The 19112-nt window shown below is 40.6% G+C and carries 18 protein-coding genes and 1 pseudogene; 4 read left to right on the forward strand and 15 right to left on the reverse strand.

Features of this window, described 5'->3' with window-relative positions:
- Positions 1–272 precede the first annotated feature (272 nt).
- The 4 genes from B7698_RS01050 to B7698_RS01065 form a co-directional block, all read right to left on the reverse strand.
- Positions 273–665 (reverse strand): type II toxin-antitoxin system PemK/MazF family toxin, encoded by a 393-nt coding sequence (locus B7698_RS01050; protein WP_158086164.1) that lies wholly within the window; start codon positions 663–665, stop codon positions 273–275.
- Positions 655–1170 carry a Panacea domain-containing protein gene (locus B7698_RS01055; protein ID WP_084864374.1) on the reverse strand — a complete coding sequence of 172 codons (516 nt, stop codon included), beginning with the start codon at positions 1168–1170 and terminating at the stop codon, positions 655–657. The genes B7698_RS01050 and B7698_RS01055 overlap by 11 nt, the downstream gene beginning before the upstream one ends.
- Positions 1171–1466: 296 nt before the next feature.
- On the reverse strand, positions 1467–1736 hold the full coding sequence (locus tag B7698_RS01060) for a hypothetical protein (protein ID WP_084864375.1): 270 nt from the start codon (positions 1734–1736) through the stop codon (positions 1467–1469).
- Positions 1729–2010, reverse strand: coding sequence for a hypothetical protein (locus B7698_RS01065; RefSeq protein WP_084864376.1), 282 nt, complete (start codon positions 2008–2010; stop codon positions 1729–1731). The genes B7698_RS01060 and B7698_RS01065 overlap by 8 nt, the downstream gene beginning before the upstream one ends.
- 656 nt (positions 2011–2666) lie before the next feature.
- On the opposite strand from B7698_RS01065, the pseudogene B7698_RS01080 reads away from it, so the two are divergent.
- Positions 2667–2964: pseudogene (locus B7698_RS01080) on the forward strand (tyrosine-type recombinase/integrase); the annotation flags it as partial.
- 52 nt (positions 2965–3016) lie between these two features.
- On the opposite strand, the gene rpsD reads toward B7698_RS01080, so the two are convergent.
- The 8 genes from rpsD to B7698_RS01120 all read right to left on the reverse strand — a co-directional run bounded on the left by rpsD (position 3017) and on the right by B7698_RS01120 (position 11963).
- Positions 3017–3628 (reverse strand): 30S ribosomal protein S4, encoded by a 612-nt coding sequence (rpsD, locus tag B7698_RS01085; protein WP_000092756.1) that lies wholly within the window; start codon positions 3626–3628, stop codon positions 3017–3019.
- A gap of 194 nt (positions 3629–3822) precedes the next feature.
- A complete protein-coding gene (locus B7698_RS01090; RefSeq protein WP_084864378.1) occupies positions 3823–4875 on the reverse strand; it encodes a HAMP domain-containing sensor histidine kinase in 1053 nt (350 codons plus the stop codon).
- Positions 4875–5570, reverse strand: coding sequence for a response regulator transcription factor (locus B7698_RS01095; protein ID WP_084864379.1), 696 nt, complete (start codon positions 5568–5570; stop codon positions 4875–4877). The genes B7698_RS01090 and B7698_RS01095 overlap by 1 nt, the downstream gene beginning before the upstream one ends.
- A 123-nt stretch (positions 5571–5693) precedes the next feature.
- Complete coding sequence (locus B7698_RS01100; protein WP_084864380.1) at positions 5694–7823, reverse strand: SSURE domain-containing protein; 2130 nt, start codon at positions 7821–7823, stop codon at positions 5694–5696.
- 115 nt (positions 7824–7938) lie between these two features.
- The gene (locus B7698_RS01105; protein WP_084864381.1) at positions 7939–8955 is read right to left on the reverse strand and encodes a glycosyltransferase family 2 protein; all 1017 of its coding nucleotides are present in this window, start codon (positions 8953–8955) and stop codon (positions 7939–7941) included.
- Positions 8956–9110: 155 nt separating this feature from the next.
- A complete protein-coding gene (locus tag B7698_RS01110; protein WP_084864382.1) occupies positions 9111–9776 on the reverse strand; it encodes a potassium channel family protein in 666 nt (221 codons plus the stop codon).
- A 13-nt stretch (positions 9777–9789) separates the two neighbouring features.
- Positions 9790–11166 carry a TrkH family potassium uptake protein gene (locus tag B7698_RS01115; protein ID WP_036756141.1) on the reverse strand — a complete coding sequence of 459 codons (1377 nt, stop codon included), beginning with the start codon at positions 11164–11166 and terminating at the stop codon, positions 9790–9792.
- A 32-nt stretch (positions 11167–11198) separates the two neighbouring features.
- On the reverse strand, positions 11199–11963 hold the full coding sequence (locus tag B7698_RS01120) for a nucleoside phosphorylase (protein ID WP_036756144.1): 765 nt from the start codon (positions 11961–11963) through the stop codon (positions 11199–11201).
- Positions 11964–12153: 190 nt separating this feature from the next.
- On the opposite strand from B7698_RS01120, the gene B7698_RS01125 reads away from it, so the two are divergent.
- The 3 genes from B7698_RS01125 to B7698_RS01135 all read left to right on the forward strand — a co-directional run bounded on the left by B7698_RS01125 (position 12154) and on the right by B7698_RS01135 (position 13556).
- Entirely contained in the window at positions 12154–12606 is a 453-nt protein-coding gene (locus B7698_RS01125) for a DUF3290 family protein (protein ID WP_084864383.1), read from the forward strand.
- Positions 12603–13235 carry a DUF421 domain-containing protein gene (locus tag B7698_RS01130; protein WP_036756149.1) on the forward strand — a complete coding sequence of 211 codons (633 nt, stop codon included), beginning with the start codon at positions 12603–12605 and terminating at the stop codon, positions 13233–13235. Before B7698_RS01125 ends, B7698_RS01130 begins: the two co-directional genes overlap by 4 nt.
- 117 nt (positions 13236–13352) lie before the next feature.
- Positions 13353–13556, forward strand: coding sequence for a CsbD family protein (locus B7698_RS01135; protein WP_000020982.1), 204 nt, complete (start codon positions 13353–13355; stop codon positions 13554–13556).
- 62 nt (positions 13557–13618) lie between these two features.
- Here the strand turns inward: B7698_RS01135 and B7698_RS01140 are convergent, their stop codons facing one another.
- From B7698_RS01140 to B7698_RS01150, 3 genes are all read right to left on the reverse strand, one after another.
- On the reverse strand, positions 13619–14839 hold the full coding sequence (locus tag B7698_RS01140) for a carbohydrate-binding domain-containing protein (RefSeq protein WP_084864384.1): 1221 nt from the start codon (positions 14837–14839) through the stop codon (positions 13619–13621).
- A 153-nt stretch (positions 14840–14992) separates the two neighbouring features.
- Entirely contained in the window at positions 14993–15556 is a 564-nt protein-coding gene (locus tag B7698_RS01145) for a sugar O-acetyltransferase (RefSeq protein ID WP_036756156.1), read from the reverse strand.
- A 145-nt stretch (positions 15557–15701) separates the two neighbouring features.
- A partial coding sequence (locus tag B7698_RS01150) for an LPXTG cell wall anchor domain-containing protein (RefSeq protein WP_142358043.1) occupies positions 15702–19112 on the reverse strand: 3411 nt, incomplete at its 5' end.

Below are 19112 nucleotides of genomic sequence, written 5' to 3' on the forward strand. Positions count from 1 at the left end.
CACTGTTGTAGGCTTTCTGTAAGATATTTCTTAAAATTAAAGCATTTTGTTATCTTGCAGTGATTAGGTACAGAAAAACAGACTTAAGCCTGCTCTAAATCTAACTTGATTTTCTCAAAAACTATTAAATTCAAATAAGTTGAAAAAACATAAAGGGTAACAAAAAGGGGACTTAAATTGATGAGTTCAGCAGGCAAGATTTAGCACCCTTTGAAGGGTGCTTTTTACACAAGATGTTTTTATAAAAAACTATCAACTACGAACATTAATTTTTATTTCACATCAGAAATATACTCTTTAGCAAGACTGATAATATGTTCCCATAAATCAGGATAGCTGTCTTTCAAATTGGAAATTTCTGGAATTCCTAAATCATTTTGATGGATGGTCATAAACTTACCACAACGAATATAGCATTCATCTTTAGTCAACTGCAAAAGTGGATACATATTTTTTGGGACTTCAACATCAAACTTTGGATCGATATTTTTTTTCTTGCTAATTGATGAAATTGGTAAAACAGTAAAATCACTGAATCCTGATTCATTTTCAGCTTTTAAAATAAGGACTGGTCGAGCTTTAAACTTTATCGAACTAGTGCTGACATCATAATATGGCATCCGTGAAGACTTTATAGTACCAACAAGAGAAGAATTATCCCGCAAGATAAACCTCCTCATTAAAGTCATCGAATTCATCTAAATACATATCATATTGATGGTCATAAACTCGGACTTTTTCCGCATCTTTTTTGATATCTTCTTTAGAAATGATTTTATTTCCGATTTCGCTATCGTTTAGACCATTACGGCTGTTTTTCCATGATAATTCTTCATGAGATAAATTTCTAAGATACCACGCATCATATTGACTGTATTTATTGATAACGCTCTCAATGATGTATTTATCTGTTTCACTCAGTGATGAGCTATCACCATCGTAAGGAACATAGGATTGTTCAAAAAAATAGCGCAACTCTACAAGAACTGGTCCATGTACCCATCCCTCAAAATCGCTAGAAAAAAGGGGTTCACCAGTTAAAGCAAAACTTTCACGTTGTGCGAAATACATCAACTTCTGTAATTTTAATTCTTGCGTTTCGAATCTTGAGTTAGACATTTGTTCATAAGCATAAATCAAATATTTTGCGACATCAATTGTCTTGCTCATATCTTCTTCCTCCTTAGTCATACAAATAAAAACACAAGTACCACATCTGTCACCTGTGTTTGTTTTTTGTTAAATTATATAACCATTTTTAATATAACTTTTTTTAAACTTTTTGTCAATGATTTTAATCATTTTTTTGTAAACTAAATATGGTTATTTAGTTTTATATTATTGACGAAATATGTACATACTTTTCCCTACTTTAGTTTCTGATTGCTGATAGGTTCATTATATCACGTAGCATATAAAAGACAAAAATAGCTCATATCAAAAAGCACTTAGATTTCTCTAGGTGCTTAATAATATAATTGCAACAATGTATCAAAATCATCTTCGAAAACATTTTGACTATTTTGTTTTATTTGGTCGATGATTTTATTTTTTGTCTCTCTATCCAAAGGTAATGTTTCAAAGGCTTCTTCTTTTACTAAGAATTCACCATTTTCTCCCTGGAATTCTTTTGTAATTTTTCTAATCTGGCTCTCGAAATCGATAGATTGAAGCGCTTCGTCGTCAATGTTATCTTCAATTGCATCTAGCAACAAACTAATTGAAATTTTAATCATCTTTAAATACTTCCCTATGCGTAAATACCGCCACATTATTCATCAAGTCATCCTCTGTGTAGTCAATTGTAAAAGTATCTAAATTAAAGATAGATTTAGGTGGAGTTGAATGAATCATAGGGACACTACGTACCCTATACTCTTTTTCTCCAATTCTAACAAACTGATTGATTTTCAAATCTGAAAAATCAGGATTCTCAACAGTAATAGAAACAAGACGATGCGCTATTTTATAAACATCAATTATCTTATTTTTCATGTTTAACTTATCCATAATTATTATTTCAATACTTGCGTTCTAGGGAATCAAAACCAATTTTAGATTTAATACTATTAAATCTAAAATTGATTGCGGAGTGTCTTTCTTAAACGATAAAGAAGGTCTATCTTGGTCTGGATAAACTTGGTCAACCCACTCATCAATTTGATTATAAAAAATCAATAACTCTTTGCTTGGTGGTATCATCAAATCGAAAACGAAACCTCCTTTACTTTAACTTCATTATAAACTTTCCTATCCTAATATTCAATCAACAAGAGATTATTACGATAGCTTTTTAGCTTCTTTTCTACTTCGTCAGTGGTCAAGCTGCTACTCCTTTATGATATAATTAGTTTAAAGAGAAGTGAGGTAGAAATGATAGTGTCGCTACGCAACTTCATAGTATGAGATGACGGGACAGGCACACCGTCCACTACTCTTGAGCGCTTAGATTTTTCTAAGTGCTTTTTTTGCATTTTCTCGGCGTTCGCTCTTGGTTCAAGTCCATTCTCCATACCATTTGGTAAAGAATTAAGAGACATTTTTATCTCTCCTATCTCCTTTTCATTATGCAAGCAATTAAGGCAAGTTATTGCTTTGCTTATCTGCTTATCATTTTGTAAACATCAAATTTAAAATGATAGACTTTTAAACTTCTCTTATTTCCTCAATACCCAAACAATGAAACACTATCAACTAGTTTAAACACACGTTTCAAACATGCTAGCGTTCCTAATATTGGATTCCATGGTTTTAGACACACACGCTAGTCTCTTGCTAAACTCTGGAATATCATATAAAGAATTACAACACCGTCTAGGTCATTCTACATTAGCTATGACTCTGGACACTTACAGTCATCTCTCCAAAGAAAAAGCAAAAACAGCCGTCTCATTTTATGAGAAAGCTGTTAGTTCTTTTGAAGGGGGACAAAAAGGGGGACAAACCCAGAAATCAACATTTTAAGACAAAGTAAAAAGCCCACTTTTATAGGCTTCTTACAATATAAAGTCTTATCTTAAAGCATTTTGTTGTAGAATTCAACGACAAGTGCTTCGTTGATTTCTGGGTTGATTTCGTCGCGTTCTGGTAAGCGAGTCAATGAACCTTCCAATTTTTCAGCGTCGAATGATACGAATGCTGGACGTCCAAGAGTAGCTTCTACTGCTTCAAGGATAGCTGGAACTTTCAATGATTTCTCACGAACTGAGATCACTTGACCTGGAGTTACGCGGTATGATGGGATATCAACGCGTTTTCCGTCAACAAGGATGTGACCGTGGTTTACGAATTGACGAGCTTGACGACGAGTAGTCGCAAGACCAAGACGGTAAACAACGTTATCCAAACGACGTTCCAAAAGAAGCATGAAGTTGAAACCTAGGATTCCGCCTTTGATTTTTGTAGCTTGTACGAACAAGTTACGGAATTGTTTTTCACCTACACCGTAAGTGAAACGAAGTTTTTGTTTTTCAGCCAATTGCAAACCGTATTCTGACAATTTAGAACGGTTGTTTGGTCCGTGTTGTCCTGGTACGTAGTTACGACGTGCCAATTCTTTACCTGTACCTGTAAGTGAAAGGCCAAGGCGACGAGCTTGTTTCCAAGATGGTCCTGTATAACGTGACATGTAAATGTCCTCCTGATATAAATAATATTTCGGTGGAAATAGTCACTTAGAAAGCCCTGATTCGTGCAGATGCCCTTCGCCTAAACAGCCAAGGTTACTTATCATAAGACACCTGTTGACGAGCTTCATACTTTCCTGCTGATATTTCACACAAAATCCATTCTACCATGAATGGCTAGATTTGTAAAGGGGGTTTAAGCTTTATTTTCACTGCCAGAGAGATTGAGAAGGAGGGTAAAGGTACTTCCGATGCCGTACTGGCTGCTGACTGTAATTTCTCCACCCAATTGATGGGCCAATTCACGCGCAATCGCAAGACCAAGACCATGACCACCTGTTTTCATGTTACGCGAAGTTTCTACACGATAAAGGCGTTTGAAAATATTCTCCAAATCCTCTGGGGCAATACCCTGTCCCTCATCGCTCACACTGATTGAAAGCTGGTTATTTTCCAGCTTAGCCACCACTTCCAACTTGGTCCCTGGAGCAGAATACTTAAAAGCATTATTGACCAGATTCACCAAGATACGAGAAAGTTTGGCATAATCTCCCTCAATCCGGGCAGATTCTGGGATTACCTGTAAATGAACATCTCGCTCCTCCTGCTCAATCAAGAACTGAAATTCACTCATGCACTCAATCAAGAGCTGGTCCAGAAAAATACTGTCCTTGCTGGTCGTTTCCATCTGATTTCTAGCTGTATTTAGAGTCAAAAAATTCAACTCTTCAACCAGTTTATTGAGTCTTTCCGTCTGACGCCCAATGGTTGCTAGATAATGCTCCTGTTCTCCTTCCTTGATAACCCCATCCAAAATCCCTTCTACCGTCGCTTGGATCGAAGTGATGGGGGTCTTGATATCATGCGAAAGTTGAGCAATCATCAAGCCCTTTTCTCGTTCGCTTTCTTCCAAGGAATCAAAGGTGGCCTGCAAATCATGGGACATTTCATTGAAAGCTTGCCCTAATTGCTGAAATTCTACAGGTCCTTGAACCTCCAGATTTGAAGAAAAATCCTTGTCCGCTACCCGCTTGGCATGTTCCTTGAGTTTGCCCAATGAAGTAAAGACAGGCGACAGGAGAAAGAGACTAATCCCAGCACCGACAAGGCTGGCAACGATAGTCATTCCAAGCAAAAAGTAAATCTCGCTTTTCGCAATCAGCATTTTTTGAACAGCCCAAAAAACCACGATAATCGTTAGGAGTGTTGAAATGACATACCCCACTAAAATATAACTTTTTAATTTCATTAACTACCTCGCGCTTTCTCAATTTTGTAGCCCAAGCCCCAGACGGTTTTGATGGTGGGTGTTTCTGCACTAGCATGTTTAGCCAACTCCTGTCGAAGAGCATGAATATGAACATTCAAGGTATTGGTATCATCTACGTAGTCTTCTTGCCAGACCTTTTCATAGAGGTCTGTCTTAGAGAAAACCCGCTCTGGATTGCTGGCTAAAAGCCATAGAAGTTCGAAGGATTTGACTGTCAAATCAATCGCCACATCTCCGACTTGGACCTCATGGCTACCGTGATTCATCCGTAAATCCCCGAGACTGACGACCTCTGTCTCACCTCCACGATGAAGGCGACGCAAGATATTGTGGACACGCAAAACCAACTCACGAGGGCTAAAGGGCTTGGCAATAAAGTCATCTGCCCCTAAGCTCAGACCGTAAATCTTGTCCTGCTCGCTAGTCTTAGCCGTGATAAAGAGAAAAGGCTGATCTGGAGATCGATACTGAACCTCACTAATCAAATCATAACCATCCATTCGAGGCATCATGATATCTGTAATAATCAAATCAATTGGTTTTTGCTTGAAGATTTCCAAGGCCTCTACCCCATCATGGGCCACCAAAACCTGATATCCTGCCTGAACCAGATAACGTTGATGAATATCTGTGATTTCTACCTCGTCGTCAACGAGTAAAATTGTCTTTCCCATCTGTCTCTCCTTTGAAAAAAACAGTGCTATACCACAATAGTATAACACTATTTTAATCTCTTTACGAACATTCTAAACGATATCTAGATTTTTCATATCCTAGATAGAAAGTCTGTAGTTAGACTAGTCATTTTCTTCTTTTTTAGCTTTCAAACCGAGTCCACCTAGCAGGCCGGCCAAGGCTAATCCAAAGAATCCAAGAGTAGCCATTGAGGTTTGGGCTTCACCAGTATATGGAAGCATGTCTTTTTGATCTTTCATTTGATTAGCCATCATTGAACTTGATACCTTGTTATTAGATGCCATTTTGCTTGAGGCTGCTGAAGCTTGATCTTGTTTCATGCTTGGTGTCGCCATAGGCTGGCTAGCATTCATGGTTTTGTCCTGCTCTTTTTTAGGCATCATCTCATTTTGGCTAGCAGCTGGCATTTGAGATTTCATCTCATTGAGGGACTTATACCCATTCAAGTTCACTGTCAATTCTTTAGTCGCTACGAGATTGCTCAAGTCTGCTTTGCCGTCTTTAGCACCGTACACTTTGATGGTTGCCTTGTAGCTTTGCGTACCATTTTGTTTCAACAAGTCAAGCAGCTCTTTATCAGATTTACCTTGTGTGCCGGCCAAATCCACTTCATAAAAGTAAAGACCTTTGCCCAATTTTTCTACTGGTGGAAGAGCTGGATTTTTAGCTGAACCATTGTCTGACCATGGAGCCTTGTCGGATGCTTTCAAGATAAGGCGAGTCAACATACCGTCACCAGCGAAGAATTCGTAAGGAATGACTTGGTTGACACCAGCTGTGAATGGACCTGGGAAATTCGCTTTATCCAAGTAAGTGGCTGGGACGTCTACTGTGTCTTTAGTATTCTCGGCTACGCCTTTTTGCACTTCAGCTGGGGTAGTCAAGCCATTCAAGTTGACATCCAATTCTTTAGTCGCTACGAGATTGCTCAAATCAGCTTTGCCGTCTTTGGCACCGTACACTTTGATAGTAGCTTTATAACTTTGAGTGCCGTTTTGTTTCAAGAGGTCAAGAAGTTCTTTATCAGATTTTCCTTGAGTGCCGGCCAAGTCTACTTCATAGAAGTAAAGACCTTTGCCCAATTTCTCTACTGGTGGGAGAGCCGGATTTTTAGCTGAGCCGTTGTCTGACCATGGAGCTTTGTCTGATGCTTTCAAGATAAGGCGAGTCAACATGCCGTCACCAGCGAAGAATTCGTATGGTATGACTTGGTTGACGCCGGCTGTGAATGGGCCTGGGAAGTTAGCTTTATCCAAGTAAGTGGCTGGGACGTCTACTGTGTCTTTAGTGTTGTCGGCCACACCTTTTTGGACTTCGGCTGGAGTAGTTAAGCCATTCAAATTGACATCTAAATCCTTAGTCGCTACGAGATTGCTCAAGTCTGCCTTGCCGTCTTTAGCACCGTACACTTTGATGGTAGCTTTATAGCTTTGAGTGCCATTTTGTTTCAAAAGGTCTAGAAGCTCTTTGTCAGATTTGCCTTGGGTACCAGCCAAATCTACTTCATAGAAGTAAAGGTCTTTGCCCAATTTTTCTACTGGTGGAAGAGCGGGATTTTTAGCTGAACCATTGTCTGACCATGGAGCCTTGTCGGATGCTTTCAAGATGAGACGAGTCAACATACCGTCTCCGGCGAAGAGCTCGTATGGAATGACTTGGTTGACGCCGGCTGTGAATGGACCTGGGAAGTTGGCTTTATCCAAGTAAGTAGCTGGAACATCTACTGTGTCTTTAGTATTGTCAGCCACGCCCTTTTGCACTTCAGCTGGAGTGGTGGCTGGTTGAGCTTCATTTGCTTCACGGTCTTGTCCAGAAACTGTAGGCGCAGAATTTGTTGCAGGTTTAACCGCATCCTCTGTTTCTTTCTTAGATTCTGGTTTTGCTTGCACTTCTTCTTTTGGCGCTACCACTTGGTCTTTATCAGCTACATTCACTTTTTCTGGAGAGCTTGTAGCATCCAAGCTTGCTTTAGGTGTTGAGTCTGCTTTCTCTGAAGGAAGAGCTGTATCGACTGCTTCTTTGAGAAGTTCTACTGGTAAGTCGCTCTTTTCACTCACCGAAGTAGCATCTGGCATAACTTGAGCAGGGGTCGGATTGACCACATCAGCACGTACAGAACTTGGTTGACCAACTAGGACAAAGAAGCCACTGGCTACAACAACTGAGGCAACACCGACACTAAGACGGCGAATAGACCAACGTGTATATCTTTGATTTGGATTGAATTTCATAGGATTCTCCTTAGAGTTTTTCTTTATTTGATGACTCTAGTATAATCTCCTAAAATTAAAAAGGATTAAGAAAAAGTTAAAATTTTTCTTAAATCCCTCTTATAAAATACTTATATTAATTAAATCCATAAACAGATTTGGTGATTTGATAGACGACATTAGAAAGTTTGCGAGCTGGTAAGACTGAATGTTTGGTCAAACGGCTCAACATGGTCTTCCGAATAGCCTGAAAGACCTCTGGATTTTCCTGCTGAATATAGGTCCATAGCTCCCGTTTTTTGGCAAGATGCTCTGCTGTGCCTGCTCGGTTGAGTAGGGCACTGGAAATCACCGTCGTGATTTCAATATGATTCAGCAAATATTCTCGCATTTTTGGGTGGATTACTTTGGACAAATCAAGCTGGTCTACCAAGAGTCTATTGACCTTGAGTTGCTGGTCAATTCGCTTAATCATCACTTGCTCATTGACAGACTGGTCCTCACGCCCAATCAAATAACGATAGAAATCAACAGGTAGATAGTACATGGTCTTGACCTGCTGAAGGGGGGTAAAGACGAAGAGATTATCGACATAAAAGGTATGCTCAGGTAGTTGGAACTGGCTCGCTCGCAACAAGTCTGTCCGGTAAATCAGCGAGTGCATCATGATATACTGGCCTTTGGAGAAATTTCCAACCTGATCCCAGCCAAAAATCTGCTGGACAGGCAAGACTGACTCGTAACTCATACTCTTCTTACGAGACTGGCCTTCCTTTTCATATACAAAATTAGTCACAAAGGCATCAACTTCCTGCCCCTCGTTCTCTAGTTCCTGCAAGGTTTCAAGAATTTTCAAGTAGGCACGAGGATCCACCCAGTCATCACTATCCACTACTTTAAAATAGCGTCCAGAAGCCTCCGCCAAGCCACGATTGACCGCACCGCCATGGCCCTTATTTTCCTGATAGATGGCTCTAACGATGTTAGGATACTTACTGGCCAAACGCTCAGCGATTTCCTGAGTCTGGTCCTGAGACCCATCATTGATAATCAAAATCTCAACTTGCTCACCACCAATTACTAGCGACTCCACACAGTAATGAAGATAGGCAGCGGCATTATAGCTAGGAATGGCGATAGACAATAACTTCATAATCTACTCCTTTAGGGGACTGATTTTTTCTTTCTCTCTTGTCACTTCTTTCTATTTTACCATAAAGTCCAGACTTTGAAGGACTTTTATTAGAATACAAGGGTTGCTATCTCTATTTGCTATTTTGGACATCAAAAAAGAGGGGATCCCCCTCCTTACGAATTTAATTCTGCCAAGTCATCTAGATACTGGTTGTTAATGACCGCCAAGATATAGGTATCTGCCTTCAAGAGGTCAGTAGGTCCAAACTGGACATCCAGTGGTGAATTTTCTTGTTCACGAAATCCTAGGACATTGAGATTGTATTTGCCACGTAGATCCAGCTGGCTCAGGCTTTGACCTGCCCAAACACTCGGAATTTTCATCTCCACGATAGACACATTTTTATCCAGCTGAAAGACATCAACATTATTATGAAAGAGAATGGTCTGCGCTAGAGACTGCCCCATTTCATACTCAGGTGAAATCACCGAGTCAGCACCGATTTTTTCTAGCACCTTCTTAGCTGTCTGGCTTTTAACCTTAGCAATAACAGTTGGCACTCCTAGACTCTTGCAATGCATGACTGCAAGCACACTAGATTCTAAATTTTCCCCAGTTGCCACCACAACTGTATCGCAGGTATCAATTCCTGCTGAGAGCAAGAGCTCTTCATCTGTTATATCTCCAACAACTCCACGTACCAAGACAGGTTCGAACTGATTGATTCGCTCTTCATGGTCGTCAATGGCTATAATATTTACATCATGCTTAGCAAGAGCCGCGAGAACACTGCTCCCAAAAATTCCCAAACCTAAAATTCCAATTGTCCGATCTGACATAGTTTATCCTTTCTTATCCTATGGTAATATCTGCTTTCATATAGTGGATCATATCTTTCTTATCTGGTTGATACTCAGCCAAACTAACTAATAGCGTCAGTGGTCCAATTCGTCCGATAAACATCAGTAGCATGATAATGCTAAGAGCTAATCTGCCTAACTCTGGTGTCAAATTTGCAGTTACTCCGACCGTGGCAAGCGCTGAAATTGTCTCGAACATGATGTAGATAAAGCGCGGATTCCCTTCTGCTGTTACCCCTAACAGGATCAAGCCCAGCAAGAAAGTTAGCAAGAAGATAATAAAGACACTGAATGATTTTTGGACTGTCCGAGGTAAAATTGTTCTTCGAGCTACATTGGCATGAGGCAAGCCTAAAAGCTCACTGCGTGCAAATACTAATAATACAAAGAAGGTTGTGATTTTAAGCCCCCCGGCTGTTCCACCAGGCGCCCCACCGAGAAACATCTGCAAAATATAGATCATCAAGGTAACAGGCCTAGCCTGAGTAAAATCAATAGAAGCGAAGCCTGCCGTCCGCATGCTGACAGTTTGGAAGAAACTGACTAGCAATTTATCTGGGAAGTTGAGATTTCCAATCGTTCCCGGATTGTTCCACTCTATCAAGAGGGTTGAAACTGTTCCAGTAAATAAAATTCCAGCTGTCAAGAAGAGAACCAACTTGGTATGGAAGCGAAGCCGACGTTTTTTCTTGCTCAACTGCGTGGCCAGGTCAAACCAAACCATGAACCCTAGACCGCCTGTGATGATCAAAGCAGCAAGCACTAGATTAATCAAAGGATCAGTTTGAAAAGCTACTAAACTTGTACTTCCAAAATTATCAAAACCAGCATTACAGAAAGCTGAAATAGCTACGAAGATAGAGGTAAAAATCCCTCGGCCCCAACCAAATTCCGGAACAAAACGAAAACTTAACAGGAAGGCTCCGAGTCCTTCAACGATAAAAGTCGTCAAGAAAATCGAACGTATGAAAACCATTAAAGACTGAGTTTCTCCATAACTAAAGCTCTCCAGAATTGTTTCACGGCTACGAAGACTTAGCTTTTGCTTGCTTTGAATATAAAAGACCCCTATAAAGGTCATGAGACCCAAACCACCAATCTGGATCAAAAACATACAGATTAACTGCCCCCAGATGTTATATGTGGTAGCTACTGGTTGAGTAAAGAGTCCTGTCACACAGACCATGGATACTGCTGTAAAGAGATGGTCGAAATAGGTCGCTTGGGAGCTTGTTGCTTGCACAAATGGCAGACTCAAAAGGAGAGAGCCTGCGAGAATAACCAAAGCAAAACTTAAAAAAATTCGACGAGCAGGTGATAAACGCCCCAAGGTCGTGTTTATTTTTTCCGAAAATGATTTGAATAACATAGTTACATTGTACCATAAAACAGTTAAAGCAGTCACATATGACTAACGATTTCAAGACAGAGTTCTAAGGCCTTGTCAAAAGCTTCTGAACCCCAATCGCGACTATCATAATTTTCTAAATCGGCTAAAGAATCTGCGGTAAAGAGCAACTCTCCCCAGACAACTCCACGTAGCTGGGCTACTGCCGCAAGAGCGGAGCACTCCATCTCCACAACTGCACAGCCTTCTTTCTTACGATAGGCAACTTTTTCAGCTGTTTCTCGGTAAAAACCATCTGTCGACCAAGTCATAACCTCTTCATAAGGAATGCCTAGTTGTTCCAAGACTTGCTCGATGGCAGAAATCGCTTCGACATGTACATCCATATAACGAGAAGGCGCTACATAGTGGTAGCTGGTCCCCTCATCTCGCAGGGCTCGGACTGGAACCAGAAAGGCATTTTCCTCTATATCGGCTAGGACGCCACAGGTTCCAGTGGAAATGATTTGTTCCACACCGTAGCCAATCAACCAATCCATAAACTGGGCCGCTGGAGCAGAGCCAACGGGAGCCTGGGCAAGACAAATCTCCTCGCCCTTGTAGTTGATGACATAGACTGGATAAGTCTTGGTGGCAGAAATGAACTCGCCAACGCACTCTGCTCCTATTTCCTGGGCGTAGCGGTCAATCTCCTCCTCCAAAAATGCATAGATACACTTCTTTGGCAATTGTAAATCTAAGCCTTCGTGATTTGGCATGATGACTGCCTGAGGATTGTCATCAAATTCTAAAATAGGAATGGCATGTTTTTGAATCATAAAGCACCTCCTCTAAATTTGTACTATTATAACAAAAGCTAAACGAAAGTCAAGACGGGAGGCTAAGTCAAATCAGAAAAACCTACCTTAAGTAGGAAACAACAATTAAATGCTTTTTTCGTCATAATAAAATTGCTATAGCTTAGGAATTAGTTTATAATAGATTGAATTTAAAAAAGGGAGAAATCTTATGAAATTCTATTCATATGACTATGTTCTCAGTCAGATTAGTCAACAGAATTGGACCATGATTATTGTGTCGACATTCTTAGTGATTGTGACTGGATTCTTTGCATTTAAGGCTTTCAAAGATAAAAGAGGGAGTAAGTTCCGTGAATTATCGCTCATTTCTATTTTGACCTTAATTGCTTTTGTATTGATTAGCATTACGAATTTTCAAAACAGCCAATCCAATGATAATCAATTTCGTAGTTCCTTGCACTTCATCGAAATTGTATCAAAAGAGTTAGGTGTTGATAAGAAAAATGTTTATGTCAACACATCAGCAGTGACTGATGGGGCGATTATTAAAGTAGGTGACAATTTTTATCGTGCCATTAGTGGGACTGACCAAGATAGCTATTTATTAGAAAAGATGGAACTCTATAAATCAGATGTGGAACTCGTGGAGGTTGAAAAATGATAAGCTTTTTTGCTACAATTGCAATTAAATTAGCCTTGGGGCTACTTTCTCTTGTTTTTGTTATTAACGTAACAGGTAAAGGAAATTTAGCACCAAGTTCTGCAGTAGATCAAATCCAGAACTTTGTTCTCGGGGGTATTATCGGTGGGGTTATCTACAATAGTTCTATCACCATCATCCAATACATTGTTATCCTCATCATCTGGACTATTCTCATCTTGCTCCTTAAATGGCTGAATACCAATGTTTCTCTGATTAAACATCTGATTGACGGAAAACCTACTATTATCATAAAAAATGGTCAGTTAGACCCTGAAGCCTGTCGATCAAAAGGTCTTGCAGCTGCAGATGTAGCTCTTAAATTGCGCGCCCAAGGAATCTTCCAACTAAAAGACGTCAAGAGAGCTGTGATTGAGCAAAACGGACAGCTAATTGTTGTAAGAATGGGTGACGAAAATCCTAAGTACCCAGTCATTACAGATGGTGTTGTCCAAGTTGAAATCCTAGAAACCATTGGAAAAACTGAGGAATGGCTAACAGAAAAATTAAAAGAAGAAGGTTTCGAAGACGTTTCTAATATTTTTATCGCAGAATATGATAAAGGTCAACTGAATGTTGTAACCTATTAAAAAAACAAACTGATGCTTTTCGTATCAGTTTTTTGCTTTTTAGCATAAAAGGGTATATACTTAAATTAATATCTAATGTAATTTAGATAATACAAAAAATTAACGTAGGTATCCCCCATGTCAATCGAAGAAAAATTCAACCAAGCTAAAGGTTCTGTTAAAGAAGGTTTTGGTAAACTAACTGGCGATACAAAAACTCAAGCAGAAGGAGCTGCAGAAAAGGTAGCTTCAAAAGCTAAAGAAGTTGCTGAAGATGCAAAAGAAGCTGTCGAAGGTGCAGTATCTGGCGTAAAAAACATCTTTAAAAAAGACGGAGAATAATTCTTTTTCGTCCTAATAACATAAGAAAATCTCCCTTCTCTTTCGAGAAAGGAGATTTTCTTTTATGGTCGTCCACCAGGGCCACCATTCCCTTGAGGTCCACCTCCACCAGGCATCGAATTGACAATCTCAGTTTGTTTTTCACCATTGAAATAGATGTCTCCGCCTGTATAAGTCGCTGTTCCATCAAAGTCAAAACCAGTTTGACCAGTCATTTTGATGGTTCCTCCATTAACTGTAATGTTCCCGTTTGAGTCAATTGGATCCGTGTCCCCTTGACCAACTTCAACGGTCAAATTCCCACCATTCATAGTAAAGAAGATTTCACTTTGTTGGGCGTTTTTGTTGGCCGCATTGACACCATCATCTGTTGAGTATATGTTGATGTCTCCGCCGTTGATAGTAATTGACTTCCCTTCTAATCCTTCGGTAGATTTCTTAACGGTATAGGTACCACTATCAATAACTAAATCACCTGATGCGTGGATACCATCGTCCCCTGCAGTAACAGTGATGGTATTATCAGAGAGATACATGGTTCCTACAGATGTGTCCTCATCATTGTCGACCTTAACTCCGTCTTCCTTGGCATCGATAGTCATGGTTGTGCCGGTAATGTTGAATTCATCATTGACATTAAAGGCATCCCCAACTGCCGTGATATTATAAGCCCCACCTGTGATATGAAGCGTATCGTTTGCTTTAATACCATTATTTTTCTTACCATCTACATTGAGAGTTCCTTTACCATTGATGGTTAAGTCCACTTTAGAGAAGAGGGCTGCATCAGCTTTTTCGTCACTATTAGAAGCTGAATCTGACAGGCTATTGCTTGTCCCATCTGCTAGAGTTAAGTAGACGTGGCCAGCTGATGTTGCAGAAATAGCTGCATTGGTGTTGGTCATGGTTACACCGTTTAGGACGATATGTACATCATCAGTCTTTTCAGCTTCAATCTTGATTTGAACACCGTCAGATTGACCATAAATCACATAGATTCCTGACTTAGAGATGGTAACGGTAGAGTCTGACACAGCAACTCCTTCACCAGAAACAGTTGCAGTAGATCCAGACAGCGTCACAGTTGATGCAGATTTTTCATCGTAGGAAGTATCGTAGTCCTTGTCTGTAAAATAGCTAGTTTTCTTAGCTTCTGTAGTTGATGTCGTTTTCGTTGTTGCAGTATTGCTAGCTGTTGTATTTGAAGTTGACTGGGTACAAGCTGTTACTAGTGCTAGAGTTGCTATACTCGTTAATAAGAATGTCCATTTTTTTGCTTTCATACTCATTTCCTCGTCTTTCATTTTACATGCTCTTAGTCTACGGAACTTCCCTAAAATAAGCCTAAACTTTTTCTGAAAGTTTTCTTAACCACATCCGAACTTCATTAATACTCATTGTTTATGGTAAAAAAAGAACAGCATTTTGCTGTTCTTTTAGTTTTCTTTAACTGGAATTTCCTTGATAACCCGTGCTGGGTTGCCTGCCAGAACTACATTATCACCAAAAGATTTAGTAATGACCGCTCCTGCTCCTGCAACAACGTTATCACCTAGTGTAACACCTGGAAGGACAATAACCCCACCACCTGCCCAGAAGTTCTTACCAATCGTAATGGGTTTCCCAAATTCTAAACCTGAATTTCGTTCATCCGGATCTAGAGGGTGAAGAGGTGTTAAAAACTGACAATTTGGGCCAATCATGGCATTATCACCGATGGTAATAGGACAAACATCTAACATTGTCAGATTCCAATTGGAATAGAAATTTTCTCCCAAATGAATATTGACACCATAATCCACCACCAAACGAGTATTGACATAGAGGTTTTCACCAGTTGAGCCAAACCAGCCTTTGATGATTTCCATACCTTTTACTGGGTCGACCTCTTCATTAAAGGAGGCTTGCTTTTGTCGTGCTGTTTGTGCTAGAGCACGAAGTTCTGGATCGAACGGGCGATAGGGTTCTCCCGCAATCATTTTTTGGTATTCACTTTTCATATCTTGATATCCTTGTTTATTTTACAAGATTGTAGCATAGTTCTATCCTTAAAACAAGCAGCAAAGAGATAAAAAAACTAGTACATCCAAAGATGTACTAGTTTTTAATTAGAAAGGTGACTTTTCCACTACTCTACAGAGTTGATTAGTCTTCTTTCTTTTTACGAGCGATAAGTCCAAATCCACTCAAGACACCTACTAAACCAAGGGCAGCAAGGCTAGCATGATCTTCAGTACCAGTATTTGGCAATTGAGGAGCATTTTCCTTAGCTGGAGTTGGTTTAACTGGAGCTTCTGGTTTTTCTGAATCTGGAGTCGGTTCTGGATCTGGAGTCGGCTTTGGATCTGGAGTTGGCTTTGGATCTGGAGTTGGTTTCGGATCTGGAGTTGGCTCTGGATCTGGAGTTGGTTCTGGATCTGGAGTTGGTTTTGGATCCGGAGTTGGCTCTGGATCTGGAGTTGGTTCTGGATCCGGAGTCGGTTCTGGATCTGGAGTTGGCTCTGGATCTGGAGTTGGTTCTGGATCTGGAGTTGGTTCTGGATCTGGAGTTGGTTTCGGATCTGGAGTTGGTTCTGGATCCGGAGTTGGTTTCGGATCTGGAGTTGGTTCTGGATCTGGAGTTGGTTCTGGATCCGGAGTCGGTTCTGGATCTGGAGTTGGTTTTGGATCTGGAGTTGGCTCTGGATCTGGAGTTGGCTCTGGATCTGGAGTCTTAACCTTCTCATAAACGTGTTCTGTGTCGCCGTTTGGAAGTTTCTTAGTCTCTACGAAGCGGTAGCCTGGAATATCTTTCTTAGGATTTTCGCCGTCTTCTGTTGGATATCCTGGAATTTCATTTCCGTCTTTATCCTTGTGACTAGTCTTCACTTTTTCGTAGACATGTTCTGTGTCCCCGTTTGGAAGTTTCTTAGTCTCTACGAAGCGGTAGCCTGGAATATCTTTCTTAGGATTTTCGCCGTCTTCTGTTGGATATCCTGGAATTTCATTTCCGTCTTTATCCTTGTGACTAGTCTTCACTTTTTCGTAGACATGTTCTGTATCGCCGTTTGGAAGTTTCTTAGTCTCTACGAAGCGGTAGCCTGGAATATCTTTCTTCGGTTGTTCACCGTCTTCTGTTGGATATCCTGGAATTTCATTCCCTTCCTTATCCTTATGACTGGTCTTAACCTTCTCATAAACGTGTTCTGTATCACCGTTTGGAAGTTTCTTAGTCTCTACGAAGCGGTAGCCTGGAATATCTTTCTTCGGTTGTTCACCGTCTTCTGTTGGATATCCTGGAATTTCATTTCCGTCTTTATCCTTGTGACTAGTCTTCACTTTTTCGTAGACATGTTCAGTGTCTCCGTTTGGAAGTTTCTTAGTCTCTACGAAGCGGTAGCCTGGAATATCTTTCTTCGGTTGTTCACCGTCTTCTGTTGGATATCCTGGAATTTCATTTCCGTCTTTATCCTTGTGACTAGTCTTCACTTTTTCGTAGACATGTTCAGTGTCTCCGTTTGGAAGTTTCTTAGTCTCTACGAAGCGGTAGCCTGGAATATCTTTCTTAGGATTTTCGCCGTCTTCTGTTGGATAACCCGGAATTGCTTTACCTTCTTTATCTACAAATGTAGTAACTGGTGTTACTGTTGGTGTGTAGGTTGCAGAAGCTTTTGTTCCGTTCATATCTTCACGAACAACTGTAACTGATGGAGCTGTTCCTGTAAATTCAGGTTCTGGTTTGAAGGTTACAGTTCCGTCTGGTGCTACTGTGTATGTACCAACACCTGGAATAGTCTTAGTTATTGAACCATCGTCAAATGTTGCCGGAACATCATCATTCATTGGAACACGGCTATCGCCTTCCTTGAATGTTGGTTTACCAGACTGTTCTTGACCTTTTGGTCCAATAGTTGTAGCTGGTTCCGCTGTTGGTGTCACCGGAGTCACAGTTGGTGTGTAGGTAGCTGTTACTGGTGTACCATTCTTATCTACACGTTTAACAGTCACGCCTGTTCCTGCTCCTGTGAATGATTTTTCTGGTACAAATGTTACAGTTCCGTCTGGTGCTACTGTGTATGTACCTTCACCTGGGATAGTCTTAGTTGTTGAACCATCTTCGAAGGTTGCTGGTGTATCATCATCCATTGGAACTACTGGATCACCTTCTGTAAACTTAGGCTTACCTGTTTGGGTAGCACCTTGGATATCTGTAGTTTCAACTGGTGTTGCAGTTGGTGTTACTGGGGTTACAGTTGGTGTGTATTTAGCAGTAACTGGTGTACCGTTCTTATCGACACGTTTAACAGTCACGCCTGTTCCTGTTCCTGTGAATGATTTCTCTGGGACAAATGTGACTGTTCCATCTGGAGCTACTGTGTAGGTTCCTTCACCTGGGATAGTCTTAGTTGTTGAACCATCTTCGAATGTTGCTGGTGTATCATCATCCATTGGAACTACTGGATCACCTTCTGTAAACTTAGGCTTACCTGTTTGGGTAGCACCTTGGATATCTGTAGTTTCAACTGGTGTTGCAGTTGGTGTTACTGGGGTTACAGTTGGTGTGTATTTAGCAGTAACTGGTGTACCGTTCTTATCGACACGTTTAACAGTCACGCCTGTTCCTGTTCCTGTGAATGATTTCTCTGGGACAAATGTGACTGTTCCATCTGGAGCTACTGTGTAGGTTCCTTCACCTGGGATAGTCTTAGTTGTTGAACCATCTTCGAATGTTGCAGGAACATCATCATCCATTGGTACGTTTGGATCACCTTCTGTAAACTTAGGTTTACCTGTTTGGGTTTGACCTTGTTTATCAGTTGAAGTAGCATCTTCAGCTGTTGGAACTACTGGAGTAATCTTAGGTGTGTATGTTGTTTCAGCCGGTGTACCGTTGGCATCTTTAGCTTGAACCTTAACGGCAACAACATCACCTGAGTATGACTTGTCAGTTGGTGTGAAGGTTACAACACCTGTTTCCTTATCAACTGTGAAGGTACCGATTTCTTTACCTTCTGGTGATTTAGCAACTACTGATGCAGCTGATTGACCATTTTCGTCAAGAAGAGTAATGGTATTCTTGTCGATTGGTGCAACTGGGTCACCTTCTGTGAAGGTTACTGTTCCAGTTTGAACTACACCTTGAGGGGCTACTGATTCAGCAGGAGTCGCTGTTGGTGTTACAGGAGTTACAGTTGGTGTGTACTTAGCTGTAACTGGTGTTCCGTTCTTATCTACACGTTTAACTGTTACGCCTGTTCCTTTACCTGTGAATGATTTTTCTGGGACAAATGTTACTGTTCCGTCTGGTGCTACTGTGTAGGTACCTTCATCTGGGATAGTCTTCGTTGTTGAACCATCTTCGAAGGTTGCTGGTGTATCATCATCCATTGGAACTACTGGATCACCTTCTGTAAACTTAGGTTTACCTGTTTGGGTTTGGCCTTGTTTATCAGTTGAAGTAGCATCTTCAGCTGTTGGAACAACTGGAGTAATCTTAGGTGTGTATGTTGTTTCAGCCGGTGTACCGTTGGCATCTTTAGCTTGAACCTTAACGGCAACAACATCACCTGAGTATGA

Origin of the sequence: Streptococcus mitis (assembly GCF_002096855.1) — a bacterium.
GTDB classification, from domain to species: Bacteria; Bacillota; Bacilli; order Lactobacillales; family Streptococcaceae; genus Streptococcus; species Streptococcus mitis_Y.

Excerpts from the sequence above, each read along its gene's own strand:
- B7698_RS01055 (WP_084864374.1), bottom strand. The coding sequence starts at position 1,170 with ATGAGCAAGACAATTGATGTCGCAAAATATTTGATTTATGCTTATGAA.
- B7698_RS01060 (WP_084864375.1), bottom strand. The coding sequence starts at position 1,736 with ATGATTAAAATTTCAATTAGTTTGTTGCTAGATGCAATTGAAGATAAC.
- B7698_RS01065 (WP_084864376.1), bottom strand. The coding sequence starts at position 2,010 with ATGGATAAGTTAAACATGAAAAATAAGATAATTGATGTTTATAAAATA.
- rpsD (WP_000092756.1), bottom strand. The coding sequence starts at position 3,628 with ATGTCACGTTATACAGGACCATCTTGGAAACAAGCTCGTCGCCTTGGC.
- B7698_RS01090 (WP_084864378.1), bottom strand. The coding sequence starts at position 4,875 with ATGAAATTAAAAAGTTATATTTTAGTGGGGTATGTCATTTCAACACTC.
- B7698_RS01095 (WP_084864379.1), bottom strand. The coding sequence starts at position 5,570 with ATGGGAAAGACAATTTTACTCGTTGACGACGAGGTAGAAATCACAGAT.
- B7698_RS01100 (WP_084864380.1), bottom strand. The coding sequence starts at position 7,823 with ATGAAATTCAATCCAAATCAAAGATATACACGTTGGTCTATTCGCCGT.
- B7698_RS01105 (WP_084864381.1), bottom strand. The coding sequence starts at position 8,955 with ATGAAGTTATTGTCTATCGCCATTCCTAGCTATAATGCCGCTGCCTAT.
- B7698_RS01110 (WP_084864382.1), bottom strand. The coding sequence starts at position 9,776 with ATGTCAGATCGGACAATTGGAATTTTAGGTTTGGGAATTTTTGGGAGC.
- B7698_RS01115 (WP_036756141.1), bottom strand. The coding sequence starts at position 11,166 with ATGTTATTCAAATCATTTTCGGAAAAAATAAACACGACCTTGGGGCGT.
- B7698_RS01120 (WP_036756144.1), bottom strand. The coding sequence starts at position 11,963 with ATGATTCAAAAACATGCCATTCCTATTTTAGAATTTGATGACAATCCT.
- B7698_RS01125 (WP_084864383.1), top strand. The coding sequence starts at position 12,154 with ATGAAATTCTATTCATATGACTATGTTCTCAGTCAGATTAGTCAACAG.
- B7698_RS01130 (WP_036756149.1), top strand. The coding sequence starts at position 12,603 with ATGATAAGCTTTTTTGCTACAATTGCAATTAAATTAGCCTTGGGGCTA.
- B7698_RS01135 (WP_000020982.1), top strand. The coding sequence starts at position 13,353 with ATGTCAATCGAAGAAAAATTCAACCAAGCTAAAGGTTCTGTTAAAGAA.
- B7698_RS01140 (WP_084864384.1), bottom strand. The coding sequence starts at position 14,839 with ATGAAAGCAAAAAAATGGACATTCTTATTAACGAGTATAGCAACTCTA.
- B7698_RS01145 (WP_036756156.1), bottom strand. The coding sequence starts at position 15,556 with ATGAAAAGTGAATACCAAAAAATGATTGCGGGAGAACCCTATCGCCCG.